The sequence below is a fragment of the Acinetobacter sp. YH12043 genome, assembly GCF_013419915.1.
GTDB lineage: Bacteria > Pseudomonadota > Gammaproteobacteria > Pseudomonadales > Moraxellaceae > Acinetobacter.
Genome location: NZ_VOZD01000009.1, coordinates 66,615 through 89,752, shown reverse-complemented (window position 1 = coordinate 89,752; position 23,138 = coordinate 66,615). Strand labels below are relative to the sequence as shown.

17 protein-coding genes and 6 tRNA genes are annotated in these 23,138 nt (G+C 43.0%); 14 read left to right on the top strand and 9 right to left on the bottom strand.

Annotated elements, in window-relative coordinates:
• Positions 1–104: 104 nt before the first annotated feature.
• The 4 genes from FTU01_RS06220 to FTU01_RS06205 form a co-directional block, all read right to left on the bottom strand.
• Positions 105–1,805, bottom strand: coding sequence for an NAD-dependent malic enzyme (locus FTU01_RS06220; protein ID WP_180138537.1), 1,701 nt, complete (start codon positions 1,803–1,805; stop codon positions 105–107).
• Positions 1,806–2,229: 424 nt separating this feature from the next.
• A tRNA-Ser gene (locus tag FTU01_RS06215) sits at positions 2,230–2,320 on the bottom strand.
• Between the two features lie 87 nt (positions 2,321–2,407).
• A complete protein-coding gene (locus FTU01_RS06210) occupies positions 2,408–4,444 on the bottom strand; it encodes an NADPH-dependent 2,4-dienoyl-CoA reductase (protein ID WP_180138535.1) in 2,037 nt (678 codons plus the stop codon).
• A 147-nt stretch (positions 4,445–4,591) separates the two neighbouring features.
• Positions 4,592–4,945, bottom strand: a complete 354-nt coding sequence (locus FTU01_RS06205) for a hypothetical protein (RefSeq protein ID WP_180138533.1) — start codon at positions 4,943–4,945, stop codon at positions 4,592–4,594.
• Positions 4,946–5,190: 245 nt separating this feature from the next.
• Between FTU01_RS06205 and argG the strand changes: the two genes are divergently transcribed.
• Positions 5,191–6,534 carry an argininosuccinate synthase gene (gene argG, locus FTU01_RS06200; protein ID WP_180138530.1) on the top strand — a complete coding sequence of 448 codons (1,344 nt, stop codon included), beginning with the start codon at positions 5,191–5,193 and terminating at the stop codon, positions 6,532–6,534.
• A 58-nt stretch (positions 6,535–6,592) separates the two neighbouring features.
• On the opposite strand, the gene FTU01_RS06195 is transcribed toward argG, so the two are convergent.
• Complete coding sequence (locus FTU01_RS06195) at positions 6,593–7,864, bottom strand: GGDEF domain-containing protein (protein WP_180138528.1); 1,272 nt, start codon at positions 7,862–7,864, stop codon at positions 6,593–6,595.
• Positions 7,865–8,016: 152 nt separating this feature from the next.
• Between FTU01_RS06195 and pyrC the strand changes: the two genes are divergently transcribed.
• The 13 genes from pyrC to FTU01_RS06130 all read left to right on the top strand — a co-directional run bounded on the left by pyrC (position 8,017) and on the right by FTU01_RS06130 (position 17,779).
• Positions 8,017–9,051, top strand: coding sequence for a dihydroorotase (gene pyrC, locus FTU01_RS06190; RefSeq protein WP_004782837.1), 1,035 nt, complete (start codon positions 8,017–8,019; stop codon positions 9,049–9,051).
• The gene (gene rnt / locus FTU01_RS06185) at positions 9,036–9,695 is read left to right on the top strand and encodes a ribonuclease T (RefSeq protein WP_034704922.1); all 660 of its coding nucleotides are present in this window, start codon (positions 9,036–9,038) and stop codon (positions 9,693–9,695) included. The genes pyrC and rnt overlap by 16 nt, the downstream gene beginning before the upstream one ends.
• Positions 9,696–9,715: 20 nt before the next feature.
• Positions 9,716–9,791: transfer RNA gene (locus FTU01_RS06180), tRNA-Glu, on the top strand.
• 161 nt (positions 9,792–9,952) lie between these two features.
• Entirely contained in the window at positions 9,953–10,108 is a 156-nt protein-coding gene (locus FTU01_RS06175) for a hypothetical protein (RefSeq protein ID WP_004782839.1), read from the top strand.
• 132 nt (positions 10,109–10,240) lie between these two features.
• Positions 10,241–11,671: an amino acid permease gene (locus tag FTU01_RS06170; RefSeq protein ID WP_180138526.1), complete on the top strand. Its 1,431-nt coding sequence runs from the start codon at positions 10,241–10,243 to the stop codon at positions 11,669–11,671.
• 210 nt (positions 11,672–11,881) lie between these two features.
• Positions 11,882–11,957, top strand: a tRNA-Glu gene (locus tag FTU01_RS06165).
• Between the two features lie 109 nt (positions 11,958–12,066).
• The gene (locus tag FTU01_RS06160) at positions 12,067–13,479 is read left to right on the top strand and encodes an amino acid permease (RefSeq protein WP_180138524.1); all 1,413 of its coding nucleotides are present in this window, start codon (positions 12,067–12,069) and stop codon (positions 13,477–13,479) included.
• 84 nt (positions 13,480–13,563) lie between these two features.
• Positions 13,564–14,454, top strand: a complete 891-nt coding sequence (locus FTU01_RS06155) for an alpha/beta fold hydrolase (RefSeq protein WP_180138522.1) — start codon at positions 13,564–13,566, stop codon at positions 14,452–14,454.
• Between the two features lie 248 nt (positions 14,455–14,702).
• Entirely contained in the window at positions 14,703–15,614 is a 912-nt protein-coding gene (locus FTU01_RS06150; RefSeq protein WP_180138520.1) for an alpha/beta hydrolase, read from the top strand.
• Between the two features lie 131 nt (positions 15,615–15,745).
• Positions 15,746–15,821: transfer RNA gene (locus tag FTU01_RS06145), tRNA-Glu, on the top strand.
• Between the two features lie 24 nt (positions 15,822–15,845).
• A tRNA-Glu gene (locus FTU01_RS06140) sits at positions 15,846–15,921 on the top strand.
• A gap of 45 nt (positions 15,922–15,966) precedes the next feature.
• A tRNA-Glu gene (locus FTU01_RS06135) sits at positions 15,967–16,042 on the top strand.
• A gap of 315 nt (positions 16,043–16,357) precedes the next feature.
• Positions 16,358–17,779 (top strand): iron-containing redox enzyme family protein, encoded by a 1,422-nt coding sequence (locus tag FTU01_RS06130; RefSeq protein WP_180138518.1) that lies wholly within the window; start codon positions 16,358–16,360, stop codon positions 17,777–17,779.
• Positions 17,780–17,845: 66 nt separating this feature from the next.
• On the opposite strand, the gene FTU01_RS06125 is transcribed toward FTU01_RS06130, so the two are convergent.
• The 4 genes from FTU01_RS06125 to FTU01_RS06110 all read right to left on the bottom strand — a co-directional run bounded on the left by FTU01_RS06125 (position 17,846) and on the right by FTU01_RS06110 (position 23,126).
• Positions 17,846–19,090, bottom strand: a complete 1,245-nt coding sequence (locus tag FTU01_RS06125) for an NADH:flavin oxidoreductase/NADH oxidase family protein (RefSeq protein ID WP_180053185.1) — start codon at positions 19,088–19,090, stop codon at positions 17,846–17,848.
• A 127-nt stretch (positions 19,091–19,217) separates the two neighbouring features.
• Complete coding sequence (locus FTU01_RS06120; RefSeq protein ID WP_180138516.1) at positions 19,218–20,228, bottom strand: ABC transporter permease; 1,011 nt, start codon at positions 20,226–20,228, stop codon at positions 19,218–19,220.
• Complete coding sequence (gene yejB, locus FTU01_RS06115) at positions 20,228–21,271, bottom strand: microcin C ABC transporter permease YejB (protein ID WP_180138514.1); 1,044 nt, start codon at positions 21,269–21,271, stop codon at positions 20,228–20,230. The genes FTU01_RS06120 and yejB overlap by 1 nt, the downstream gene beginning before the upstream one ends.
• A gap of 22 nt (positions 21,272–21,293) precedes the next feature.
• The gene (locus FTU01_RS06110; protein ID WP_180048105.1) at positions 21,294–23,126 is read right to left on the bottom strand and encodes an extracellular solute-binding protein; all 1,833 of its coding nucleotides are present in this window, start codon (positions 23,124–23,126) and stop codon (positions 21,294–21,296) included.
• Positions 23,127–23,138: the final 12 nt, after the last annotated feature.

Here is a 23,138-nt window from a genome sequence, read left to right as displayed (position 1 = left end):
TTACATTTTAGTGTACTTTCGTTTCCTGCAAACAAAGAAGCAGAGAAATAACAATGTCATCGCTCTGCTTTACTTAATTTTAAACTGCCCTTTCCCTAATAATATTAAAAGGTCACACGCTTATATTCCCGGTATTCCGGTATCCAGAAATTCGCATCTATGGCTTTCTGCAGCACCTCAGAACCAACTTTTGGAGCGACGCCATCCTCAACCGCAGCTTGTGCAACCCTTAGAGCAATAATCTTGGAAATATGCTGAATCTGATCCAGATCTGGCAACAAATTGGCGGTTGGGTCTTGAAGTTTTGGAGAGCATTCTGCTAAGGCATTACTTGATGCCATCAGCATATTATCCGTGACTCGTGTAGCGCCTGAAGCAATCACGCCTAGTCCAATTCCCGGGAAAATATAAGAGTTATTACATTGAGAAATAGTATAAATGTGTTCCTGATAATTAACGGGTGCAAATGGGCTACCTGTAGCAATCAGGGCTTTTCCATTGGTCCATTGAATAATATCGGCTGGAACAGCTTCTACGCGAGAAGTAGGATTCGATAAAGGAAAGATGATCGGATGTTCACAATTTTCAGCCATGGTCGTGATTACTTCTTTACTAAATAATCCCGGCTGTCCAGAGACCCCAATCAACACTGTGGGCTTTGCATATTTGATGACATCCAATAGAGAAATAATCTCTTCGGCATTTCCCCATTCAGCAATATTTTCTGGTTCTTGAGCCAGTTTTCTCTGAAAATTTAATAGGTTTGGCTGGTTTTGAGTAATAAGGCCGAAGCGATCCACCATAAAAACCCGCTTACGCGCTTCAGCATCAGTCAGGCCTTCTGCCACCATTTTTGCCACAATCTGTTCAGCGATCCCACAACCGGCTGAACCTGCTCCCAAGAAAGCAATGGTCTGATCTTTTAACTGTTTGTTTGACGCATAGGAAGCCGCAATCAAACTGCCTACTGCCACAGCTGCCGTACCCTGAATATCGTCATTGAAGCAACATATTCGATCTCGATATTTTTCCAGTAAAGGCATGGCATTGTGCTGGGCAAAATCTTCAAATTGAATTAGCGCATCGGGCCATCTTTGCTGAATCGCCTGTATCACCATTTCGACAAACTCATAATATTCATCACCAGTGATACGAGGCTGACGCCATCCCATATAAATCGGATCATTCAACAGCTGCTCGTTGTTCGTGCCTACATCCAAAGTAATTGGCAAGGTATAGGCTGGACTAATGCCTCCGCAGGCCGTATATAAAGCCAGCTTTCCAATTGGAATACCCATTCCGCCAATGCCTTGATCACCTAAACCAAGAATGCGCTCTCCATCCGTAATCACAATCACTTTGACATTTCTTCGATTCACGTTATGCAGGATGTGCTCAAGATGATCCCGATCTGGATAAGAAATAAAAACCCCGCGATGACGGCGATAAATCTCGGAAAAATGCTGACATGCTTCTCCTACCGTTGGCGTATAGATGATCGGCATCATTTCGCTTAAGTGATTTTCGATCAAATGATAGAAAAGCGTCTCATTGGTGTCCTGGATGTTACGTAGGTAAATATGCTTATTGATCGCATCATTGAATGAACAATATTGCTGATATGAACGCTGACTTTGTTCCTCAATCGATTCAATCGCTTGGGGCAAAAGTCCATGTAAATTAAAATGAATACGTTCTTCTACAGAGAAAGCTGAGCCTTTATTCAGCAATGGGAGTTCAAGTAATGCAGTACCTGCGTAGGGAATATAAAGTGGACGTTTAGGGTTCAGAGGTTCAGTTGCCATTTTTAACTCGCACTTTAAGATTCGACATAAATGAAAGCCGAAAAGAACAAAAAATTATCCTACTATCCTAGTCGACTTTCAGCTGTTTCAGTCATTCAGCGAATTAATAATGAAAAATGTTCTATTTAATAAACTGATAACGGCAATAAAATAAGCTTTAGATTTTTATATCCTATTGTCAGATAAAAATTTGGATCATACTTTTTTAATTTAGGCTTAAGCTAATTGCCTGAGATTAAATTTTAGAAATTAAAGCTATATATGCATTCGTTTTTATTCATTTATTTTTTAATAAGAAAATATTTTGGAAATTAGATTACTTAGTTTTTTATCTATCTACTCTATCTTAAGAATTAGACAATTTCTGAATAAATAAAACTTAGACAATAAAAAACCCCGATCATTGATCGGGGTTTTTCGTATCTGGCGGAAGCGGTGAGATTCGAACTCACGGAGGGGTATAAGCCCTCGTCGGTTTTCAAGACCGGTGCATTAAACCGCTCTGCCACGCTTCCATGTGCGCAATAATACGGAGCTTTTAGGTGACTGACAAGTGAAAATTACAGTGAATCTCATCAACTGCATATAGTTTCATCAAATCCTTACAATTTTGCTGCCAATTCAGCCCCTTCACGAATTGCGCGCTTGGCATCCAGCTCAGCAGCCAGCTTTGCTCCACCAATAATATGGTAATTCGCTAAAGTCTTTTGATCCTCTGAAGGCATGACATCTTTGACTGACTCCTGACCAGCACAAACCACGACCGTATCTACACGCAGCAACTGATCATGTCCATCCACTTCAATCCACAAACCTTCGTCCGTGATCGATTTATAGTGCACACCGCGTAACATGCGTACGCCATGTTTTTTTAATTGGGCACGATGAACCCAGCCCGTGGTTTTACCTAAGCCTGCTCCTAAAGCAGTAGTTTTACGCTGTAATAGATAAATTTCACGTACAGGTGGCTCGACTTCTGCTGGCTGCAGTCCGCCTTCACTTACATAATTTGCATGCAGATCTACACCCCATTCCCGTTTCCATTCATCTACTGGTTGCGGTTGTGGCTGATGCGGTGGCTTTAATAAAAATTCTGATACATCAAAACCAATTCCTCCGGCACCAATGACAGCGACACGATCTCCTACTGGTGCGCCGCGCAATACTTCAGCATAAGACAGGACTTGAGGTGCATCACTACCGGTAATTTTCAATTCACGCGGAACAACGCCCGTAGCCACAATGACTTCATCAAAACCTTCGCGTTCCAGTTGCTCCCGATTCACTCGAGTATTTAAACGGACATCTACCCCGGTTTTTTCCAGTTGTACTTTGAAATAGCGAATGGTTTCATGGAATTCTTCTTTACCTGGAATTACTTTGGCCAGATTAAATTGCCCACCCACTTCATTAGTGGCTTCAAACAAAGTCACATCATGACCGCGGCTAGCTGCGACTGTAGCTGCGGATAAACCTGCCACTCCACCACCTACCACGGCGATGCCTTTAGGTTTTTTGGTTTTGACATAAACCAGTTCGGTTTCATAGCCGGCACGTGGATTCACCAGACAGGTAGCACGTTTATTTTTAAAGGTATGATCCAGGCAGGCCTGATTACAGGCGATACAGGTATTAATTTCATCAACTCGATTGGTTGCTGTCTTATTCACCCAAAATGCATCTGCCAATAACGGGCGTGCCATTTGCACCATATCTGCCTGACCCGATGCCAAAATTGCTTCAGCAGTTTCTGGCATATTGATCCGGTTCGATGCAATGACTGGAACAGCAACATGCTTTTTGACTTCTGCGGTGTAATCTACGAATGCAGCACGAGGAACAGAAGTGACAATCGTCGGAATACGCGCTTCATGCCAGCCAATACCAGTATTGAGTAAAGTTATTCCAGCCTTCTCTAATGCTTTAGCGACGGTAATCACTTCCTGCATAGTATTGCCATCATGCACCAGATCTAGCAAGGACAAACGGAAACAGATAATAAATCTTTCACCAATTTCAGCACGAATCGCTTTAACAATTTTCACTGCAAAACGCATGCGGTTTTCAATTTCTCCGCCCCAGCGATCAGTACGCTGATTGACATGACGGCTTAAAAACTGGTTAATCAAATACCCTTCAGAGCCCATGATTTCCACGCCGTCATAACCCGCTTTTTTAGCCAGTTTTGCAGTTTTAACATAGTCCTGAATCGTATCCAGAATCTGGTTTTCAGACATCTGACGTGGTTTAAAAGGTGAAATTGGCGATTTGATCGGACTGGCAGATACCACAAAAGGCTGATAGCCATAACGTCCGGCATGCAAAATCTGCAACAGAATCTTGGCCCCATGCTTATGCACGGCATGCGTAACCAGTCGATGCGGTGCAACATCGCCCAAGGTATTCATGGTTCCGCCAGCAGGCAATAACCAGCCCTGACGGTTAGGTGAAATCCCGCCAGTAATCAGGAGACCCACACCACCTTTGGCACGTTCACCAAAATAAGCGGCCAGTTTAGGATAATTATAAAAACGATCTTCCAAGCCCGTATGCATTGATCCCATCACCACACGGTTTTTAATCGTGGTGAAACCCAGATGTAATGGTTTTAAAATATTTGCATAGCGCGTCGTTGTCATAAAATATCCCTGATTCTTATTTGGCTAAAAGCTTAAATCTTATCAATGTACTTTAACTGATTTTCAGAGGCTTTTTATGACTATCAGGTCCGCTTTCTCAGGCACAAATACCAATTGTGATATTCATGCTGTACCTTAATAGGGAATTTATTGCTGCCATTGATTTTTGCTCGATTTCCATAAGGCAATTACTCCGAGTACTGTACCAATAGGAAAACTGAACAGCATCAGGATCGCCATAATTCTGGACAAGGTACGTCCTGAACCATTGCCCTGTTTTACCTTGAAACAGGCCTGAATATTCAAAACAATCAGCACAGCTAAAAGTAGCAACACAATACCCAGACTCAGCATGGAAATCGTCGACTGCTGATATTCCAGATATAAAAATGCAACCGTACTAAAAACCAACAAACCGGCATAGATTCCATGCACAATCGACAGGGTTTCATTTTTGGCAGCCGGTTGCAGATTAGGTAAAGGAGGAATATTCGGGCTCATGAGGGCTATCCTGAAGATGTTTTTTCTTAATGATTTTATTGAATCTTCCCAGATTTTCCTATTTTTTAAGCGTTTGTCAAAAATACGGTAATTTTATGATTATTTAAGCCTATTGAATCAAGATTTTGAAACGAGTTTTTCTTTTCTAAAGCAAACCTAAATAAAATAATGATACAATTGACGCAATATGTGTTTTTTCAGGCCACCACTTCTGGCGTGCCTATTTCATATCATTAGGATGAACAATGTCTGATAATGCAACTATCTTGCAGAATGTCCCAGTAGGCAAAAAAGTTGGTATTGCCTTTTCTGGCGGTCTAGATACTTCTGCAGCTCTTTTGTGGATGAAACAAAAAGGCGCTAAACCTTATGCTTATACAGCAAACTTGGGTCAGCCAGACGAAGACGATTACGATGCGATTCCAAAAAAAGCTGAAGCTTATGGCGCAGTAAAAGCACGTTTGATCGACTGCCGTTTACAGCTTGCATTAGAAGGTATTGCTGCAATTCAATGTGGCGCGTTCCACATTTCTACCGGTGGCGTTCCATACTTCAACACGACTCCTCTTGGCCGTGCAGTAACAGGTACCATGCTGGTAACTGCAATGAAAGAAGATGACGTGAACATCTGGGGTGACGGTTCTACTTATAAAGGTAACGACATCGAGCGTTTTTACCGCTACGGTCTGTTGACTAACCCTAACCTGAAAATCTACAAACCTTGGTTAGACCAGACTTTCATTGACGAACTAGGCGGCCGTGCAGAAATGTCACAGTTCCTGATCGACAATGGCTTTGACTACAAAATGTCAAAAGAGAAAGCTTACTCAACTGACTCAAACATGTTGGGAGCGACTCACGAAGCCAAAGATCTTGAATACCTGAATGCCGGTATCAAAATCGTTGATCCAATCATGGGCGTTGCATTCTGGAAAGAAGAAGTTGAAATCAAACCTGAAGAAGTATCGATTACTTTTGAAGAAGGTTTCCCTGTTGCAATCAATGGTCAACGTATCGAAGATCCAGTTGAGTTCATTCTTGAAGCGAACCGTATTGGTGGCCGTCATGGTCTAGGTATGTCGGATCAGATCGAAAACCGTATCATCGAAGCGAAATCTCGTGGTATCTACGAAGCTCCGGGTATGGCCCTTCTTCACATCGCTTATGAACGTCTGGTCACTGGTATTCATAACGAAGATACGATCGAACAATACCGTATCAACGGTCTTCGTTTGGGTCGTCTTCTGTACCAGGGTCGCTGGTTCGATTCTCAAGCATTGATGCTTCGTGAAACTGCACAGCGTTGGGTTGCCAAAGCGATCACTGGTACTGTGACTTTAGAACTGCGTCGTGGTAATGACTACACCATCATGAACACTGAGTCTCCTAACCTCACTTATGAAGCTGAGCGTTTAACTATGGAGAAAGGTGATTCTATGTTCTCTCCAGCGGATCGTATCGGTCAGTTAACTATGCGTAACCTGGACATCACAGATACACGTGCAAAACTGGGTATCTATACAGATTCTGGCTTACTTGCAGTAGGTACAGGTTCTGCAGTACCTCAGTTAAAAGACAAAAACAAATAAGTTTGTTTTAACGTCAAAAAAAACCGCTCATCTGAGCGGTTTTTTTTATGGATTCGATTTAGGTATTTACACTATTTGGATTTGCAGTGCGGATCGACTGATAATAAATCTGATTCCGTCCTAGCTGTTTGGCCCGATACAACGCCTGATCGGCAATTCCCAATAAGACATCCTTATCAATAAAGTCTTCACCACGATACACAGTGATGCCCAAACTGATGGTGATGTGATCAGCCACACCAGATTTCTCATGCGGAATTTCCAGACGCTCAATCGCATTAAAAATATTAGAAGCCACTGCATAAGCACCATGAGCATCAGTTTCTGGAAGCAGTACCACAAACTCTTCACCACCATAACGGGCCACGAAATCCATATGCCGGATCGCATTTTTAATAGTAAAGGCAATACTGGAAATGACATCGTCCCCTTTTTGATGTCCATAAAAATCGTTATAGTTTTTAAAATGATCCACATCGATAAATAAAATCGCCAAAGCATGCTGATTACGGCGAGAACGTTCAAAGAAGATATCCAGTGTTTCATCGAAAGTTCGTCGATTAGAGATTTTGGTCAGCTCATCATGCTGGCTTAAATGCAATAATTCTGTGGTATGAATCCGCTGAATTTTCTCACTGATTCTGGCCCGCATGGTGTATAGAAAAATCATTCGCTCACGGGCAAAAAGCATATAACTAATCACACATCCCAATAGGCTACTGCCAATTAGAATCCGCCCCAAGACCAGCGCATTAAATTCGATCGATAACACGGATAACAGCCAGACCGTACAAAGTGCAGCAAACAACCCCGTGATTAACATCTGTAAAGGTTTTACTCCGGTCAGAATATAACCCAGAATGTAGATAATAGTGATGATCGCCATCGACTGATGTTGCAAGCTTACTGTTTGAATGGACATGGTCAGATAAGAGGTCGAGACTATCATCCAGAACATCAGCAGCATGGAAGCCTGCGGAAAAAAGCGTTTGATTTTAGGTAGACAGGAGAAGAAATAAAAAGCAAGTAAAGCGAGACTACCATTGATCAGCCCCAGCATACAGCGCACAAAATCTTGTACAAAATATTGTGAATCGATAATCCAGTAGTCGGTCGGAACCATGACCGACAGAAAAATAAAATAGGTCAGTACACCTGCCCAGACATATTTTTCGACATGTTTACGTGCTCGCTCCAGGTTTTTGCTCCAGAACTCCTGTTCCAGATTCTGAGGGAAAACCGAGCCTACACGCTGACTTTGCCGTGTGATTAATTCTTCTATTTTTTCTTTTTCATCTTGCAATTTTGCTAGATTGTACTTGTATTCCATTGCCAAGTATTTATGTAATTTTTTTATTAATTTTAAAATATCATACTTTTATAAATTAATTTATAGATATCCCTTATTTTGTATATATTTCTCGTTACCATTTTAGGCATAGATGCATTATCATTTGTTTTATTTCTCCGATTGAATTCGCCTTGAATACGATTACCCTTCTCCAGCCAGACGACTGGCATGCCCACCTGCGTGATGGTCACGCTCTGCAACGCACCGTTCCTGATCTAGCTAAACAGTTTTCCCGCGCCATCTGTATGCCGAACCTTGTTCCACCGGTTAAAACTGTGGAAGAAGCATTAAGCTACCGTGAACGTATTATGGCGCATGTTCCTGAAGGTAGCGATTTTGATCCACGCATGGTGCTGTATTTCACAGATAATACCTCTCCAAGTGAAGTCAAAAAGATTAAAGATTCTGAGCATGTCAATGCTATTAAACTTTACCCTGCTGGCGCAACCACCAACTCGGATAGCGGTGTAAGCGACATTCGTAAAGTATATTCAGTCATTGAACAGCTTGAAGAGCATCAGGTGCCTTTATTGCTGCACGGTGAAGTGACGCATAATCATGTCGATATTTTTGACCGTGAAAAACGTTTCCTTGATGAAGTCTTAGCACCATTACTAAAACAGTTCCCGAAACTGAAACTGGTTCTGGAACACATTACTACCAGCGAGGCAGCTAATTTCGTACTGGAACAGGATCGTAATGTGGCTGCGACTATTACCCCACAGCATTTACTGTTTAACCGTAATGATATGCTGGTTGGTGGGATCAAGCCGCACTTCTATTGTCTGCCAATTTTAAAACGTCAGACGCATCAGCAAACGTTGCTTGAAGTGGCAACGAGCGGTAATCCTAAATTTTTCTTAGGCACCGACAGTGCACCGCACTCAAAAAATGCCAAAGAAAATGCGTGTGGCTGCGCAGGATGCTATAGTGCTCCGACTGCAATTGAGTTATATGCTCAGGCCTTTGATCAAGTAGGTAAAATCGACCGCCTAGAAGGTTTTGCCAGCCACTTTGGTGCAGATTTCTACGGCCTCCCACGTAATACCAAAACCATTACGCTGGTCAAAGAAGATCAAGTTATTCCTGAAAGTCTAGACTACTTGGATGGTGAACAAATCGTTCCGCTATATGCAGGAAAAACCATTCAATGGAGAAAAATGTGACAAATGAAACTCTTCCAGTCATTGGTCAGCGTTTCCGTGGATTTTTGCCTGTTGTTGTCGATGTTGAAACAGCAGGCTTTAATGCACAGACTGATGCCTTGTTAGAAATTGCGGCCATTCCTATTGTTTATAATGAAGATGGCCAGTTTGTGCCCGGTGAAGCTTACCACGCACATATCAATCCTTTCGAAGGTGCCAACCTGGATCGCCGCTCTTTGGAATTTATCGGGATTGACCCGTCAAATCCGATGCGGATCGCAATGGCTGAAGATGAAAAAACCGCGTTAAAACGTATTTTTAAATCGGTCAATGAAGTGCGTCGTCAGCAAAATTGTACGCATGCCGTTTTGGTCGGTCACAATGCGCATTTTGATTTGGGCTTTGTACAGGCAGCAATTGCCCGTACCGGAACCAAAAACCAGAATCCGTTTCACAGTTTTTCTGTGTTTGATACCGTGACTTTAAGTGCGGTGATGTTTGGTCAAACGGTTCTGGCTAAATCTTGTATTCAGGCCGGTATTGAGTTTGATGGCAAAGAAGCACACTCTGCGTTATACGATACGCAAAAGACTGCGGAACTGTTTTGCTATATTTTAAACAAACTCGCACCTCACCTGCTTGACACTTTGGTGGCGGATCAATAAGATACCGCCATCTTCTAAACGTCCCTATCGTCTAGAGGCCTAGGACATCGCCCTTTCACGGCGGTAACCGGGGTTCGAATCCCCGTAGGGACGCCATCTTATTTATCCCCTTCTTCTTTCATTTTTTCCAAGAAAACTCTTTTTCTTATTATTGCTTTCAATACTATTGTTATAAATTTCGCATGACTGAGTTTGGTGCCCTTTCTCGTTTGCTTAGGCTATAATCAAGTTGATGTTAGGTTTTGATCAATTTTCCCATGCTAAAGAAAATCCTGCTTGTTTTACTTATTCTGGCACCTTCAGCGCTTTATATTTATGTGATCAGTCGCGATGATAAAACTGCTGAGAACCGAGCAGAAACTACGCCTGCTGAAAAAACACCGACTGAGCAATACCAGACTCCCGATCACTAGTTTTTAAGAGGCTTTGCAAATATTTATTTTTTAAATTAAAAGAAGAACTTTATGAGGAAATTCCAATTTATGTGATATTTCACATAATTAAAACTAAAATACTTTTTTTAAATCTCTCCTTTTAATTGAGCTATGCAATCTCCCTCTCCACCTTCACAGCATTCGTCTGTTGAGGGTCAAACTCCGTCGTTAAAACGAGCCATGGGCACACGTCATCTGATCATGCTTTCCCTTGGTGGCGCTATTGGTACCGGCCTGTTTATGGGTTCCGGTGAAGTGATTTCACAAGCTGGACCTTTGGGCGCAGTACTGGCCTATATTATTGGTGGCTTGATCGCCTATATGGTAATGCTCTGCCTCGGTGAACTGGCCGTACATTTACCCGTGTCTGGTTCCTTTGGTGCCTTTGCAACCCATTATATTGGACCGGGTACAGGCTATATGGTGTCCTGGATGTACTGGCTCGGCTGGTCAGCCACTTTGGGTACCGAATTTACTGCCGCAGCAATTTTGATGCAGGAATGGTTCCCGCAAACTTCGATCTGGTTATGGACATTGATCTTTGCTGCAGGTGTACTGCTCTCCAATTTAAGCTCAACCCGTACCTTTGCCGAATCAGAATTCTGGCTGTCACTGGTTAAAGTTGCGACTGTACTGATTTTTATTATTCTGGGCTTTGGCTGTATCTTTGGCTTTATTCCATTTCAAGGTTATGAATCTGCGCCACTGTTCAATAATTTGACTGAACATGGCTGGCTACCAAATGGTTTGATCCCATTATTCACTACCCTGCTGATCGTGAATTTTGCCTTTAACGGTACCGAGATGATCGGGATCGCTGCCGGTGAAACCGAAAATCCTGAGAAAAATGTACCGAAAGCGATTCATGCTGCGGTATGGCGTCTGATGATTTTCTTTGTTGGCACCATCATTGTGATCAGCTCGTTACTGACTTATACCGATGCAGGTCTACAGGTCGGTGGTCATGGGGGCTTAAGCAGCAGTCCGTTTGTATCCGTGTTTACCCAGATGGGTATTCCTTATGCCGAAGATTTCATTCGTTTCGTAATTATCACTGCGCTGCTCTCTACTGCAAACTCTGGACTCTATGCAGCTTCACGTATGATGTGGGCATTGTCTTCACAAAACCAGTTACCGCGACTATTTGCCAAAGTCAGCAAATCCGGCGTGCCTTATGTAGCAGTTTGGGTCACCATGATTGGCGGCTTGCCTGGTCTGCTCTCTGAACAATTTGGTGCAGATGTCATCTTTAAAAACCTGATGGGCGTGGCCGCTTTTACCATGGTGATTGTCTGGATGAGTATCTGCTGGAGCCAGTTTAATTTCCGTCGCCAATGGCTGAAGTCTGGTCATAGCGTCTCTGAACTAAAATTCCGTACACCTTGGTTCCCCTTAGTTCCCACTCTAGGTTTTGTAACTTGTACTGCAACCGGTCTGAGTATGGCAGCTGACCCTGAAATGCTCTCTGGTTTTATTGGCTGTTTATTGTTTATGGCAGCATGTTATGCAAGTTATTACTGGCTTTATCATCAAAAAGCTTAAGTTCTAAACTTTTGAACTGAAATAATTTCTTTAATAAACCCAATTCCGATTGGGTTTATTTTTTCATATCAGGTAAATCCGTTCAGAAAATAATATCTTAATAAAATAAAGTTTTTGTTTTGCCTAATGTTTAAACTGTTAAATACATTTTAGTAAAAACTCTTTTGACAAAGTCCGGCTTAGTCCTTAATATAGCCATCACCTCGCAACGTCCCTATCGTCTAGAGGCCTAGGACATCGCCCTTTCACGGCGGTAACCGGGGTTCGAATCCCCGTAGGGACGCCATTATCTGATCGCTCACGATCAAGTCTTATACATAATCCATATTAATACGTTGCAGATTTGTAGTTTTTCACTACAATAACCCGCTTCATTCTTTTATTTTTTGACTCCTATGCACTCATCTCCGAATGATGCTACGCATCAGGGCAATTCTGCGCCTTTAAAACGCGCTATGAGTACTCGACATCTGGTCATGATTTCGCTTGGTGGCGCAATCGGAACAGGCCTATTTCTAGGTTCGGGTGAAGTCATTGCACAAACGGGGCCTGTAGGTGCCATTCTTGCTTATCTCCTTGGCGGGATCATCGCTTACATGGTTATGCTATGTCTGGGTGAACTTGCCGTTCATATGCCCGAATCGGGCTCATTTGGCGCCTATGCCAAACGCTATATTGGACCAGGGACTGGCTACACCATTACTTGGCTATACTGGCTGACCTGGTCAGTGACCCTGGGAACTGAATTTACCGCTGCAGCTTTATTAATGCAGGAATGGTTCCCGGATAGCTCCATGTGGATGTGGACACTGATTTTTGGTGCTTTCGTATTCGCACTGAATATGATTTCCACTCGCTGGTTTGCAGAGTCCGAGTTCTGGCTGGCACTGGTGAAAGTCGTTACTGTCGTAACCTTTATCCTGCTTGGCCTACTCGCTATCTTTGGTGTAGTAAGCTATCAAGGACAGGAAGCTGCCCCGCTATTCAGTAACCTGACAGCTCAAGGCTGGTTCCCCGAAGGTCTGTTCCCAATCTTCACCACCATGCTGATTGTAAACTTTGCTTTCTCTGGAACTGAATTGATTGGTGTGGCTGCGGGTGAAACAAAAGATCCGGCCAAAAATGTACCCAAAGCGATTAATACTGCAATTTTCCGCTTACTGATTTTCTTTGTAGGTACGATTATTGTGGTGACCTCCCTTCTTCCGCATCAGGAAGCAGGTCTGGCAGCTGAAGGTGTCAGTAGCAGTCCATTCGTGACAGTATTCCAGCATATCGGTATTCCTTATGCTGAAGATATTATCCGCTTTGTGATTATCACAGCATTGCTATCTGCTGCTAACTCAGGTCTATTTGCTGCATCCCGTATGATGTGGTCATTGTCTTACAGTAAACAGTTACCAGCGGTATTTTCACGCCTAAATGCGCGTGGTGTACCTTATATTGCAGTCATTGTCACCATGATTGGCGGTATGCCTGGTTTGCTGTCTGAACAGTTCGCACCGGAAACTATCTTCACTAACTTGCTAGGTATTGCAGCATTTACCATGGTAGTGGTCTGGATGAGCATCTGTCTCAGCATGTTCAACTTCCGCCGCGAATGGTACAAACAGGGTAAAACAGCAAAGGATCTTGATTTTGCTGCGCCATTATTCCCGATCGTACCGATTCTGGGTTTTCTGTTCTGTCTGATTACCTGTATCAGTATGGTGTTTGATCCGAGCATGCGTATCAGTTTCTTTGGCTGCTTGCTGTTTATCGCACTGTGCTATGCCAGCTACTACAAGTTCTATCACAAAAATACTTAAACATTAAAATGACCAAAAGAGCAGCTTCGGCTGCTCTTTTTTATTTATACTGAAAATGTTCTAGGCAGCCAGCGTGGTGTGTCGATGAAAATTATTTATATTCATGGCATGAATAAGCAGAAATTTAGCTCTGCGTCCCTGCGTCAACGTTGGCTGAGTTTGCTAAAACATGGTCTGGAACAGTCGCATCAACAAACACGTTTTGCCTACCTCAAACGGCATATCCGTATCCCTTTTTATGGCGACTTACTGTCCCGTCATCATTTACATAATGTGCTAAATGCCAGCACCTTAATGCCGCAAGACTGGCCTCGCTTTCCTTTCCAGTCTCCAATTAAATCCCAGCCACCACCCCATCTCAATCAATATTCACCTGAAATTTGTGAAATTCCCGAGCTAAGGGTTGAGGATGCCATGACCTTTAACCAGAAGCTGCAGTTTATTAGTACATTAAGCCGGAATACTCTATTACGGGATTTTGTGATCTTACTGAATCATTTCCCTCGCCTGCATGATACGCTGATCAAAAAATTTCTGATTGAAACCTATTCTTATCTGGCAAATTCCACATTCATGCAGCAGGTGCATCAGCGAATTGGCCAGCAACTGCATGGCGATAAACCCTGTATCCTAATGGCTCATTCTTTAGGAAGTGTGATTGCCTATCATTATCTGCTTTTGCACCCGGAACTGAATGTACAGCGTTTTATCAGCATGGGATCACCAATGGCTTTCCGGGTCATTCAGGAACATTTGCCCCAGCCTGTTCATCGGCCAGAAGCTATTAAAGGTGACTGGATTAATTTTTATTGCAGTGATGACTTTTTAACTGCCTTTCCATTATCAGAACCGCCTTTTCAGTTTCAGCCGGCAATTATCAATCGGGAGATTCGTACTTCAATTTATCATCCGCATGATATTGATGGCTATGTCCAGCATCCGGAAGTCATCGAAGCCCTACTGGAATTACTCTAAAAAGCACCTTAATTTACAGATTTAATTTTACTATTTCCTTTGCATTATTTTTCTGCTGAGTAAAATTCTTTATTCATACCTACTCATTTTGTGGTTTATTTATGACTCTTTTATAAATATACATATGTCTGTTAATTATTGTTTTATCAAAGATAATTTACACATTAACACCACAAAAAGCGCTGCTTTTGCTACGTTAATATTTTCTATACTGTAAATATAATTCTATCGAACTCAGTGGGGTGTCGATGAAAGTTATTTTTATTCATGGAATGAATCAGCAACATCATAGCGCTGCCTCCATCCGGCAGCGCTGGCTCCATATACTTCAAAAAGGGATGCGTAAACATCAACAAGATGCCAGATTTAGTTATTTAAAACGTCACATTCGTATTCCATTTTATGGCGATCTGCTTTCACGTTATAACGTCCGCAATATTCTAGAAGCTGGCACCCTGATGCCCCAGGAATGGCCTAGCTTTCCTTTTCGTAAGCCTGCTCAACCTCAGCTTCCCGCCCCTGTTCCACGTCCTGGTTGGCGTAGGCCCACAATTACCAATTTCGCCCAACCCAGTTCAAGTGACACCATGGATTTCAGGCAGAAATTCAATTATTTTACCGCCCTCGGCAGGAATGTGGCGCTTCGGGATTTTGCCTTATTACTCAATTATTTTCCCACTCTGCATCGCACTCTGTTGCAGAGATTTCTGATTGAAACTTATCTTTATCTCGATAACCCTGATTTCATGAGGAAAGTGCATGAACGGATTGCCCGACAATTGAGTGGTCGCAAACCCTGCATTGTCATTGCCCATTCTTTAGGAAGTGTGATTGCCTATAATCATCTTATCCAGCACCCTGAACTGAATGTACAGCGTTTTATTACTTTAGGTTCACCATTAGCCTTTCAGGTGATTCAATCCAGCTTGGCACAGCCGGTGGTACGACCTAAGGCAATTAAAGGCGACTGGATCAATTTCTACTCAACGGATGATTATCTCACCGCCATTCCGCTTACCGAACCGCCATTCAAGTTTGAACCTGAAATCATCAATCATGGCATTCGTACACATATTCACCGTCCACATGACATTACTGGCTATTTACTGCATCCTCAGGTTGTTGAAGCCATTCTGGAATTGCTTAAAAATCCGGCCTAAATCCTGCATTTTTCAAGTATTCTGCTAATATTGTTTTAAATTTATGCACTCAAAAGAAAATTTCCAAAAAACTCTGGAAAAGCGTTTGACACCCCCCTGTTTTCACCCTAATATACGCCCACCTCTGAAACGTCCCTATCGTCTAGAGGCCTAGGACATCGCCCTTTCACGGCGGTAACCGGGGTTCGAATCCCCGTAGGGACGCCAATTTCAGAAGTAATATTTTATTAAGTCCCTATCGTCTAGAGGCCTAGGACATCGCCCTTTCACGGCGGTAACCGGGGTTCGAATCCCCGTAGGGACGCCATTACTTCAAATCCAAAGTTCTGGTTTAAAATATCACTTCTACACTGTCCCTATCGTCTAGAGGCCTAGGACATCGCCCTTTCACGGCGGTAACCGGGGTTCGAATCCCCGTAGGGACGCCATATTCGAGATAGTTAATTTAATTAACTTCTCATAAAAAAGCCCAAGCATGATGACTTGGGCTTTTTTATTATTTGTTTTTTTTGCTTGTTCCTTCATTCCTTTTTTTAACGTTTGATCAAATTGTCTCGATTGCAATTGTATTTGTTTATAAATAATTCATTCAAAAATCTTATTCTTTTACATTTCTCTTCAACTCGTTATCCATTCATTTTCATTTACAGCAATCGCACTATAAATCCGAACAAAAAATCAACACCGGTGGTATAAGCATGCCGTTAAGTTAGAAAGCATAATATATCTGCAAGGATCAGATTATGTTCGTCAGTACAAAGTTAAGTTCGCCTGAATCATCTATTAAAAATCATAATCATCAATTTAATAACTTTAAAGATTGGGTCAACTTCTTTCAAGATCAACAGATTTCGACGGCAGTAAAGACCGAACAGGCTGAGAACTATTTAAGAGATTTAATCCAGCAAGTTGATGTGGCTGGATTGGAATGGCTGAATCAACCCAGACATGTAGAGCAACATTTTCTTGAACAGCACCACCAAACCTGCGCAATCTTCCAGTCTTATGTAGAGCGGCGTAGACAGCAGCAAGGACGTGAATACTTCCCGACTGTGTCACATGCATTTGAGTTCCTGGCCAAAGTCGCACCTGTAAAACTGGTAGACGGCTCATGGCTGTATTCAACTGTGCAAAACTGGAATCGTCCGGAAACCAAAGACCTGATTTATATCTATCTGGAAGAACTAGGCATGGGTCATACCCGTGCCAATCATGTCACCATGTATCAGGACTTGTTGAATCATTATGAGCTGAACAGCTATGCTGAGCAACTGGATGCCAGCTATTATGAACAAGCAGCCGTGCAGCTGGCTTTGGCCTATGCGCCGCCAGAATATCTGCCGTTAGTGATTGGTTTCAATCTGGGTTATGAGCAGCTGCCCTTACACCTGTTAATTACCAATTATGAATTATCTGAACTCGGTCTTGATCCACATTATTTCAATGTACATATTACTATTGATAATGCTCACAACGGTCATGCACAAAAATCGCTGCAAGCGTATTTAGATCAGTATGCACTTGCTGAAGATCCTGCCCAGTATCTAGACCTGATTAAAAAAGGTTATGTGCTGAATGACATTGGTAAAAGTTCTACCCAGATCATCAAGCAACTGGATACTGAAAAACTGGCTTTGAAAGTATTTCAGAACAAAGCGCTGATTGGACAATATATCCATAACCAGAAATGCCAGTTTAGTGGCAAGACCATTAATGAGTGGTTATCCGATCCGGCACAGATTGCAGACTTCTTGAAAGTCATGATTGAAAAAGGCTGGATTGTAAAAGATGCACCTGTAGAACAAAGCCGGTTCTGGAAAATGATTGATGATCCAGATGGTAAAATGTTTGGTGTATTTAATGCGACTGAAAAACAGATTATTAAAGACTGGATTCAAGGTGAGACTTTTGCCGCTCGTCTGTCATCACGTAGCAGATCTCAAGTACATAACCAGATGGAACCGGTGTTGAACCGTATCGACCAGCAACAGATCCATCAACTGAAAAGCCGTCTGAATCGCTGTGCTGCTGCCGAACAGAAGATTGATCTGTTGATTCCTTATGTGGCACCGCATATGCATCATCAGGAAGTGGGCTTGTGGGCAACACGTCAGCTTTCTCAGTTGCTCTTCCCTTTTCAGACTCAAGCCATGACTTATTCTTAAAAAGGTCATTCATAAAAAAACAGGGCATTTTATATGCCCTGTTTTTGCTTCAATGCATTATACAAATTAAGCCGATTTACGTGAATTGATCTGACCTTTAATCACAGCTTTCACATTACCTTTTACGTAATTTAAAAATACCTTTAAAGGCGACAGTTTTGGATTTGGTCGATTACCTTTGGCAATTTCTTTAAATTGTGCGGCATACCAGATGATTTCCATAATCGCCATTTTATCGATCATTGGAATACCGGTTTTAATTTTCTCAACTGCATAACGTACATCCTGTCCAGCCACCAGACGGTTACCCAGATCAGGCTCGACCGCAAATGGACGTGCAATACCGACAAAATCACATGCGCCGCTGTCAAGGGCTGCATTCATACCCACTGCGGTACGGAAGCCCCCCGTCACCATTAAATAACAATTAACTTCCTGACGGATCTTTTCGGCAAAATCGAGGAAATAGGCTTCGCGGGCAACCGTTGATGCTTTACGTTTCTCTGCTTTTACTCCGGCCATTGCAGGTGCTTCATAGGTTCCGCCAGAAACTTCAATCATATCGATCCCGACTGCATCCATCGCCTTAAAGACATAAATAACGTCTTCTTCACTAATGCCACCGCGCTGAAAGTCTGCCGAGTTTAATTTCACTGAAATGATAAAATTCTCTGAAGTTGCTGCACGCACTGCCTTATAAGCCTCTAGCAAGAATCGGCTGCGGTTTTCAATACTGCCACCCCACTGGTCTTGACGTTTATTGGTCAGGGGCGATAAAAACTGGCTAATTAGATAACCATGCGCCCCATGTAACTGCACGCCTTCAAATCCCGCCTTTTCACAAATGGCAGCTGAAGTCGCAAAGCGCTGGATAATATCTAAAATTTCATCTTCACGCAGTTCACGTGGCGTACCGAAACTCATCGCCAGTGCCGGACTAAAAGGCACAGCTGAAGGCGCTACGGTTTCTTTATTCAAGCCTTTCGGGCACTGACGTCCAGGATGAGACAACTGTACCAGTTGCACCATGCCATGACGTTTGCCGACATTCGCCCAAGCTTTTAACTTTTCCAGGTCACGTTCAGTTTCTACTACCACTACACCGGGTTCATTCTTGGCACGAAAATCCACCATGACATTACCCGTAATCGCACAGCCTAAACCACCTTTGGCCCAAGCTTCATATAACTTTAAATGGGCCTGATTGGGTTGGCCTGCATCATTGGCCAACGCCTCACTCATGGCACCTTTAATGATACGGTTTTTAAACTGGGTATTACGGATCTGGATGGAATCGGCCAATTGTGTCATGTACTTTCCTGAAATGTTTATCTTATTTTGTATGTGTTATAACCTAACTTACCATAATTGACAATTCATATTGTCAAATGGATACAAATTTTATTTGTAGATATTAAATCAGTCTTAAAAAATCATTTTAAATTTTGGGATCGAAAGCATCCCGGATGGCTTCACCGATATAGATGAGTAAAGACAAGACAATGGCTAAAGTCAGAAACCCGGATAAAGCCAACCACGGCGCATTGAGATTATTTTTACCCTGCAGTAATAATTCACCTAGAGAAGCGGTTTCAGGCGGCAAACCATAACCTAAAAAGTCCAGTGCAGTTAGTGCGCTGATGTTGGCAGTCAGCATAAAAGGTAGTTGTGACAGGCTGGAACCCATCACATTGGGTACAATATGCCTGAACATGATCCGGCCATGCCCTGCACCAATACTTTTCGCTGCCCAGACATATTCCAGATTTCTGGCCCGTAAAAATTCAGCGCGCACCATCGACACCAGTGTGGTCCAGCCAAAAAATAGCATGATCACAAATAGCCAGTAAATATTCGGACTAAACACACTGACCAGAATCATGACCATAAACAGCATCGGCAGGCTGCTCCAGACCTCAAGTGCACGTTGCCCGATCAGGTCAATCCAGCCACCATAATAGCCTTGAACTGCACCGACCAGCACACCTAATCCTGCCGACAGCAAAGTCAGTGCAAAGCCAAACAGCAAGGAAATACGCAAGCCATATAGAATCCGTGCCAGCACATCCCGTCCCTGATCATCTGTTCCTAGCCAATTTTGCCTGCTTGGAGGTGAAGGTACTGGAATATCGAGTGCCAAATTGGGTGTGTCATAGCCGAAGCGGATCACCGGCCAGATTGCCCAGCCTTTGGCATTAATCAGCTGCTGTACCGCAGGATCCTGATACTCGGCTTCAGTTTCAAAGACACCCCCAAAAGTCGTTTCAGGATATGACTTTATTACTGGCAGATAATAGGAATCCTCATACTTGATCAGTAAAGGCTTATCGTTAGCGATCAGCTCAGCACCAAGTGACAAGATAAAAATAATGACAAAGGCAATGCAGCAGGCAAATCCGGTTTTATTATTTTTAAAACGTTGCAGGCTGGCGCTTAGCATTGGTGACATTATTTCCATCCTCGCGAATCGAAATGAATCCGGGGATCAATTACCCGATACAGCACATCACTGATCAAACGTAGCACCAAGCCCAATAAAGTAAAAATAAACAAAGTTCCAAAAATGACCGGATAATCCCGCTGCAGAATCGCTTCAAATCCCAGCATGCCCAAACCATCCAGATTAAAGATGATTTCAATAAACAGGTTCCCGACAAATAAAATACCGAGCAAAGCTTCTGGCAATCCAGCGATCAACACCAGCACTGCATTGCGCAGTACATGCCGATAGAGTACTGCCCTTTCCTGTAGTCCCTTCGCTTTTGCTGCCAGTACATAGTGTTTACTGAGTTCTTCCATAAAGGAAAATTTCACCAGATAAGTCAGCCGTGCAAAACCACCTAGCACCATGGCCAGTAGCGGCAAAGCCATATGCCAGAAATAATCCTGAATTTTTCCAAAGAAAGATAATTCATCAAAATTTTCCGAGCTTAATCCTTGTAAAGGAAACCATTGCAGATAGGAACCACCTGCAAAAAATACAATCAGCAAAATGGCAAAGATAAAGGCTGGAATGGCATAGCCCACAGCCAGCAGCAAAGACGTCGTTTGATCAAACAGACTGCCATGCTTTTTGGCTTTCTGGATGCCAAGAGGAATAGAAACCAGATAGATCAGCAAGGTACTCCAGAAACCTAAAGACAGTGAAACTGGCAATTTTTCCCAGATCAGTTCAGTCACAGCTTGGCCTTTAAAAAAACTCTGGCCTAAATCAAATTGGGCATAGCTTTTCAACATTTCCCAGAACCGTAGATGAACCGGTTGATCAAATCCATACTGAATCTTGATCTGCTCCAGCATTTCGGGCGTCAGGCCTTGCTGTCCCTGATACTGCAAGCCACCAATCGCCAAATTATTCGCATGCTGTGACTGATAGATAGCCTGTTCCACTGGACCACCCGGTGCAAGCTGAATCACCACAAAATTGATCAGTAAAACCATCAATAATGTCGGAATCATAAGAAGCAAACGTTTGACGATATAAGTGCTCATGGCACTCCCCAAAGCTGAAAACCTAGCGATATTTTAAGTACGGTGCCACTTGTCTGGCTTTAGCTGTATCCACCCACCAGTAATCAATACCCGCAGAAAGCTTGGGCTTGATCTTGGGCTGCCGATACATATTCCAGTAAGCATACCAGTATTCACCCGTACCATAGGTCGGAATATGATAATAACCGGCTCGCAATAAACGATCTAAAGCTCGGGTACTATAAATCAGCTGCTCCCGGCTTTGTGCCTGAACCACCTGATCAATTACCCGATCAATCACCGGATTTTGAATACCGGCATAATTATAATTGCCAGGCTGACGTGCCGCCTCACTGCCCCAAAACTGTTTCTGTTCCTGCCCCGGTGTCAGCGATTGCGGCATGGTATCCATAATCATATCAAACTGATAATTTCTTAGTCGCTCATAATACTGAGCCGTTTCCACCATCCGAATGTGAGCCTGAATTCCTAAACGTTTCAAATGCCGTAGATAAGGCATCAGATGACGCTGCTGTTCAGCCTGATGCAACAGAAATTCAATCTGTACAGGTTTACCTTGAGCAGTCACCAGTTTCCCCTGCTGATAACGGTAACCGGCATTCAATAAAATTTGTCGCGCCTGTAATAAATTTTTGCGGTTAAACCCGGAGGCATCTGATTGCGGATAATGCCAATCCTGTAATACCGCCTGACGTTGCACCGGATGCAATTTTGATAAATTTGGCTGTAATATTTCCAGCTCCTGAGCACTCGGCTTGCTTGTAGATGCCAGTTCACTATTACTAAAAAAGCTGTTCAGACGCTGATATTCTCCATGAAACAAGGCTTTATTTAGCCATTCAAAATCATAGGCCAGAGTTAAAGCTTGCCGGAAGCGAATATCAGCAAAGGGCTGACGTCGCGTATTAAAAATCAGGCTTTGTGTAGGAATCGGATTGTGATGCTGAAAACGATAGGTTTTGATTTGGCCTTGCTGTACCGCAGGAAACCGATAATCACTTACCCAGCGGTTGACCTGTTTTTCTTCATGCAGCGTAAACTGGCCAGATTTAAATGCCTCAAACTTGATTTCCGGACTACGGTAATAGCGATACTGTATGCGATCAAAATTATAACGGCCGCGATTGACCAGCAGGTCTTTACCCCAATAATGCGGATTACGTTTATAGGAAATACTGCGTCCTGCATCAATACGTTCAATCACATAGGGCCCAGAACCCAAGATCGGTTTCAGGTTAATGTCCTTGAAGTTGCGCTTTTGCCACTCCTGCTGAGAATAGATCGGCATTTGCGTCACAATCATCGCCATTTCCGGATTATGGCGAGATTTAAAACTAATCTTAACTTTTGAAGGTGACAGGACTTCGGTTTTTTTAATATCTGCCAGATACATCTGCAAGCCGAAATTAGACTGGGTCTGGTACAGATCAAAACTGTATTTCACATCCTTAGCCGTCACTGGCTGACCATTACTGAATCTGGCTTTAGGATTTAAATGGAAAATAATATAAGCGGTCTGCTTTGGGTCAAAACTGACTTTCTCCGCCAGCAAAGGATAATAGACGCCGGGTTCATCCAGGGATTTTGACATGAGGCTGTCAAAAATATAATTAACCCCTTCAGTGACATTCCCCTTACCATTCATACTGTTCAGATTATCAAAACTGCCATCGGCTGCTTGAATCAGGACACCACCTTTGGGCGCTTGCGGATTGGCATAAGGCAGAGATTTAGCCTGTGCATATTTGGGTACACTATGCAGTGCAATATAAGGCGTCGTAATGACTGCTGCCCCGCTGGAACTGATGATCCAGGGGGCAGCAAGAATCCATAAGATATGGACGGGATTAAACAATTTCACGATCCA

Coding starts and splice junctions, on each gene's coding strand:
- FTU01_RS06175 (WP_004782839.1), top strand. CDS start 9,953: ATGCTAAAGAAAATCCTGCTTGTTTTACTTATTCTGGCACCTTCAGCG.
- FTU01_RS06125 (WP_180053185.1), bottom strand. CDS start 19,090: ATGACACAATTGGCCGATTCCATCCAGATCCGTAATACCCAGTTTAAA.
- FTU01_RS06120 (WP_180138516.1), bottom strand. CDS start 20,228: ATGTCACCAATGCTAAGCGCCAGCCTGCAACGTTTTAAAAATAATAAA.
- FTU01_RS06155 (WP_180138522.1), top strand. CDS start 13,564: ATGAAAATTATTTATATTCATGGCATGAATAAGCAGAAATTTAGCTCT.
- rnt (WP_034704922.1), top strand. CDS start 9,036: ATGGAGAAAAATGTGACAAATGAAACTCTTCCAGTCATTGGTCAGCGT.
- yejB (WP_180138514.1), bottom strand. CDS start 21,271: ATGAGCACTTATATCGTCAAACGTTTGCTTCTTATGATTCCGACATTA.
- FTU01_RS06195 (WP_180138528.1), bottom strand. CDS start 7,864: ATGGAATACAAGTACAATCTAGCAAAATTGCAAGATGAAAAAGAAAAA.
- FTU01_RS06210 (WP_180138535.1), bottom strand. CDS start 4,444: ATGACAACGACGCGCTATGCAAATATTTTAAAACCATTACATCTGGGT.
- argG (WP_180138530.1), top strand. CDS start 5,191: ATGTCTGATAATGCAACTATCTTGCAGAATGTCCCAGTAGGCAAAAAA.
- FTU01_RS06150 (WP_180138520.1), top strand. CDS start 14,703: ATGAAAGTTATTTTTATTCATGGAATGAATCAGCAACATCATAGCGCT.
- FTU01_RS06220 (WP_180138537.1), bottom strand. CDS start 1,805: ATGGCAACTGAACCTCTGAACCCTAAACGTCCACTTTATATTCCCTAC.
- FTU01_RS06205 (WP_180138533.1), bottom strand. CDS start 4,945: ATGAGCCCGAATATTCCTCCTTTACCTAATCTGCAACCGGCTGCCAAA.
- FTU01_RS06160 (WP_180138524.1), top strand. CDS start 12,067: ATGCACTCATCTCCGAATGATGCTACGCATCAGGGCAATTCTGCGCCT.
- FTU01_RS06170 (WP_180138526.1), top strand. CDS start 10,241: ATGCAATCTCCCTCTCCACCTTCACAGCATTCGTCTGTTGAGGGTCAA.
- FTU01_RS06130 (WP_180138518.1), top strand. CDS start 16,358: ATGTTCGTCAGTACAAAGTTAAGTTCGCCTGAATCATCTATTAAAAAT.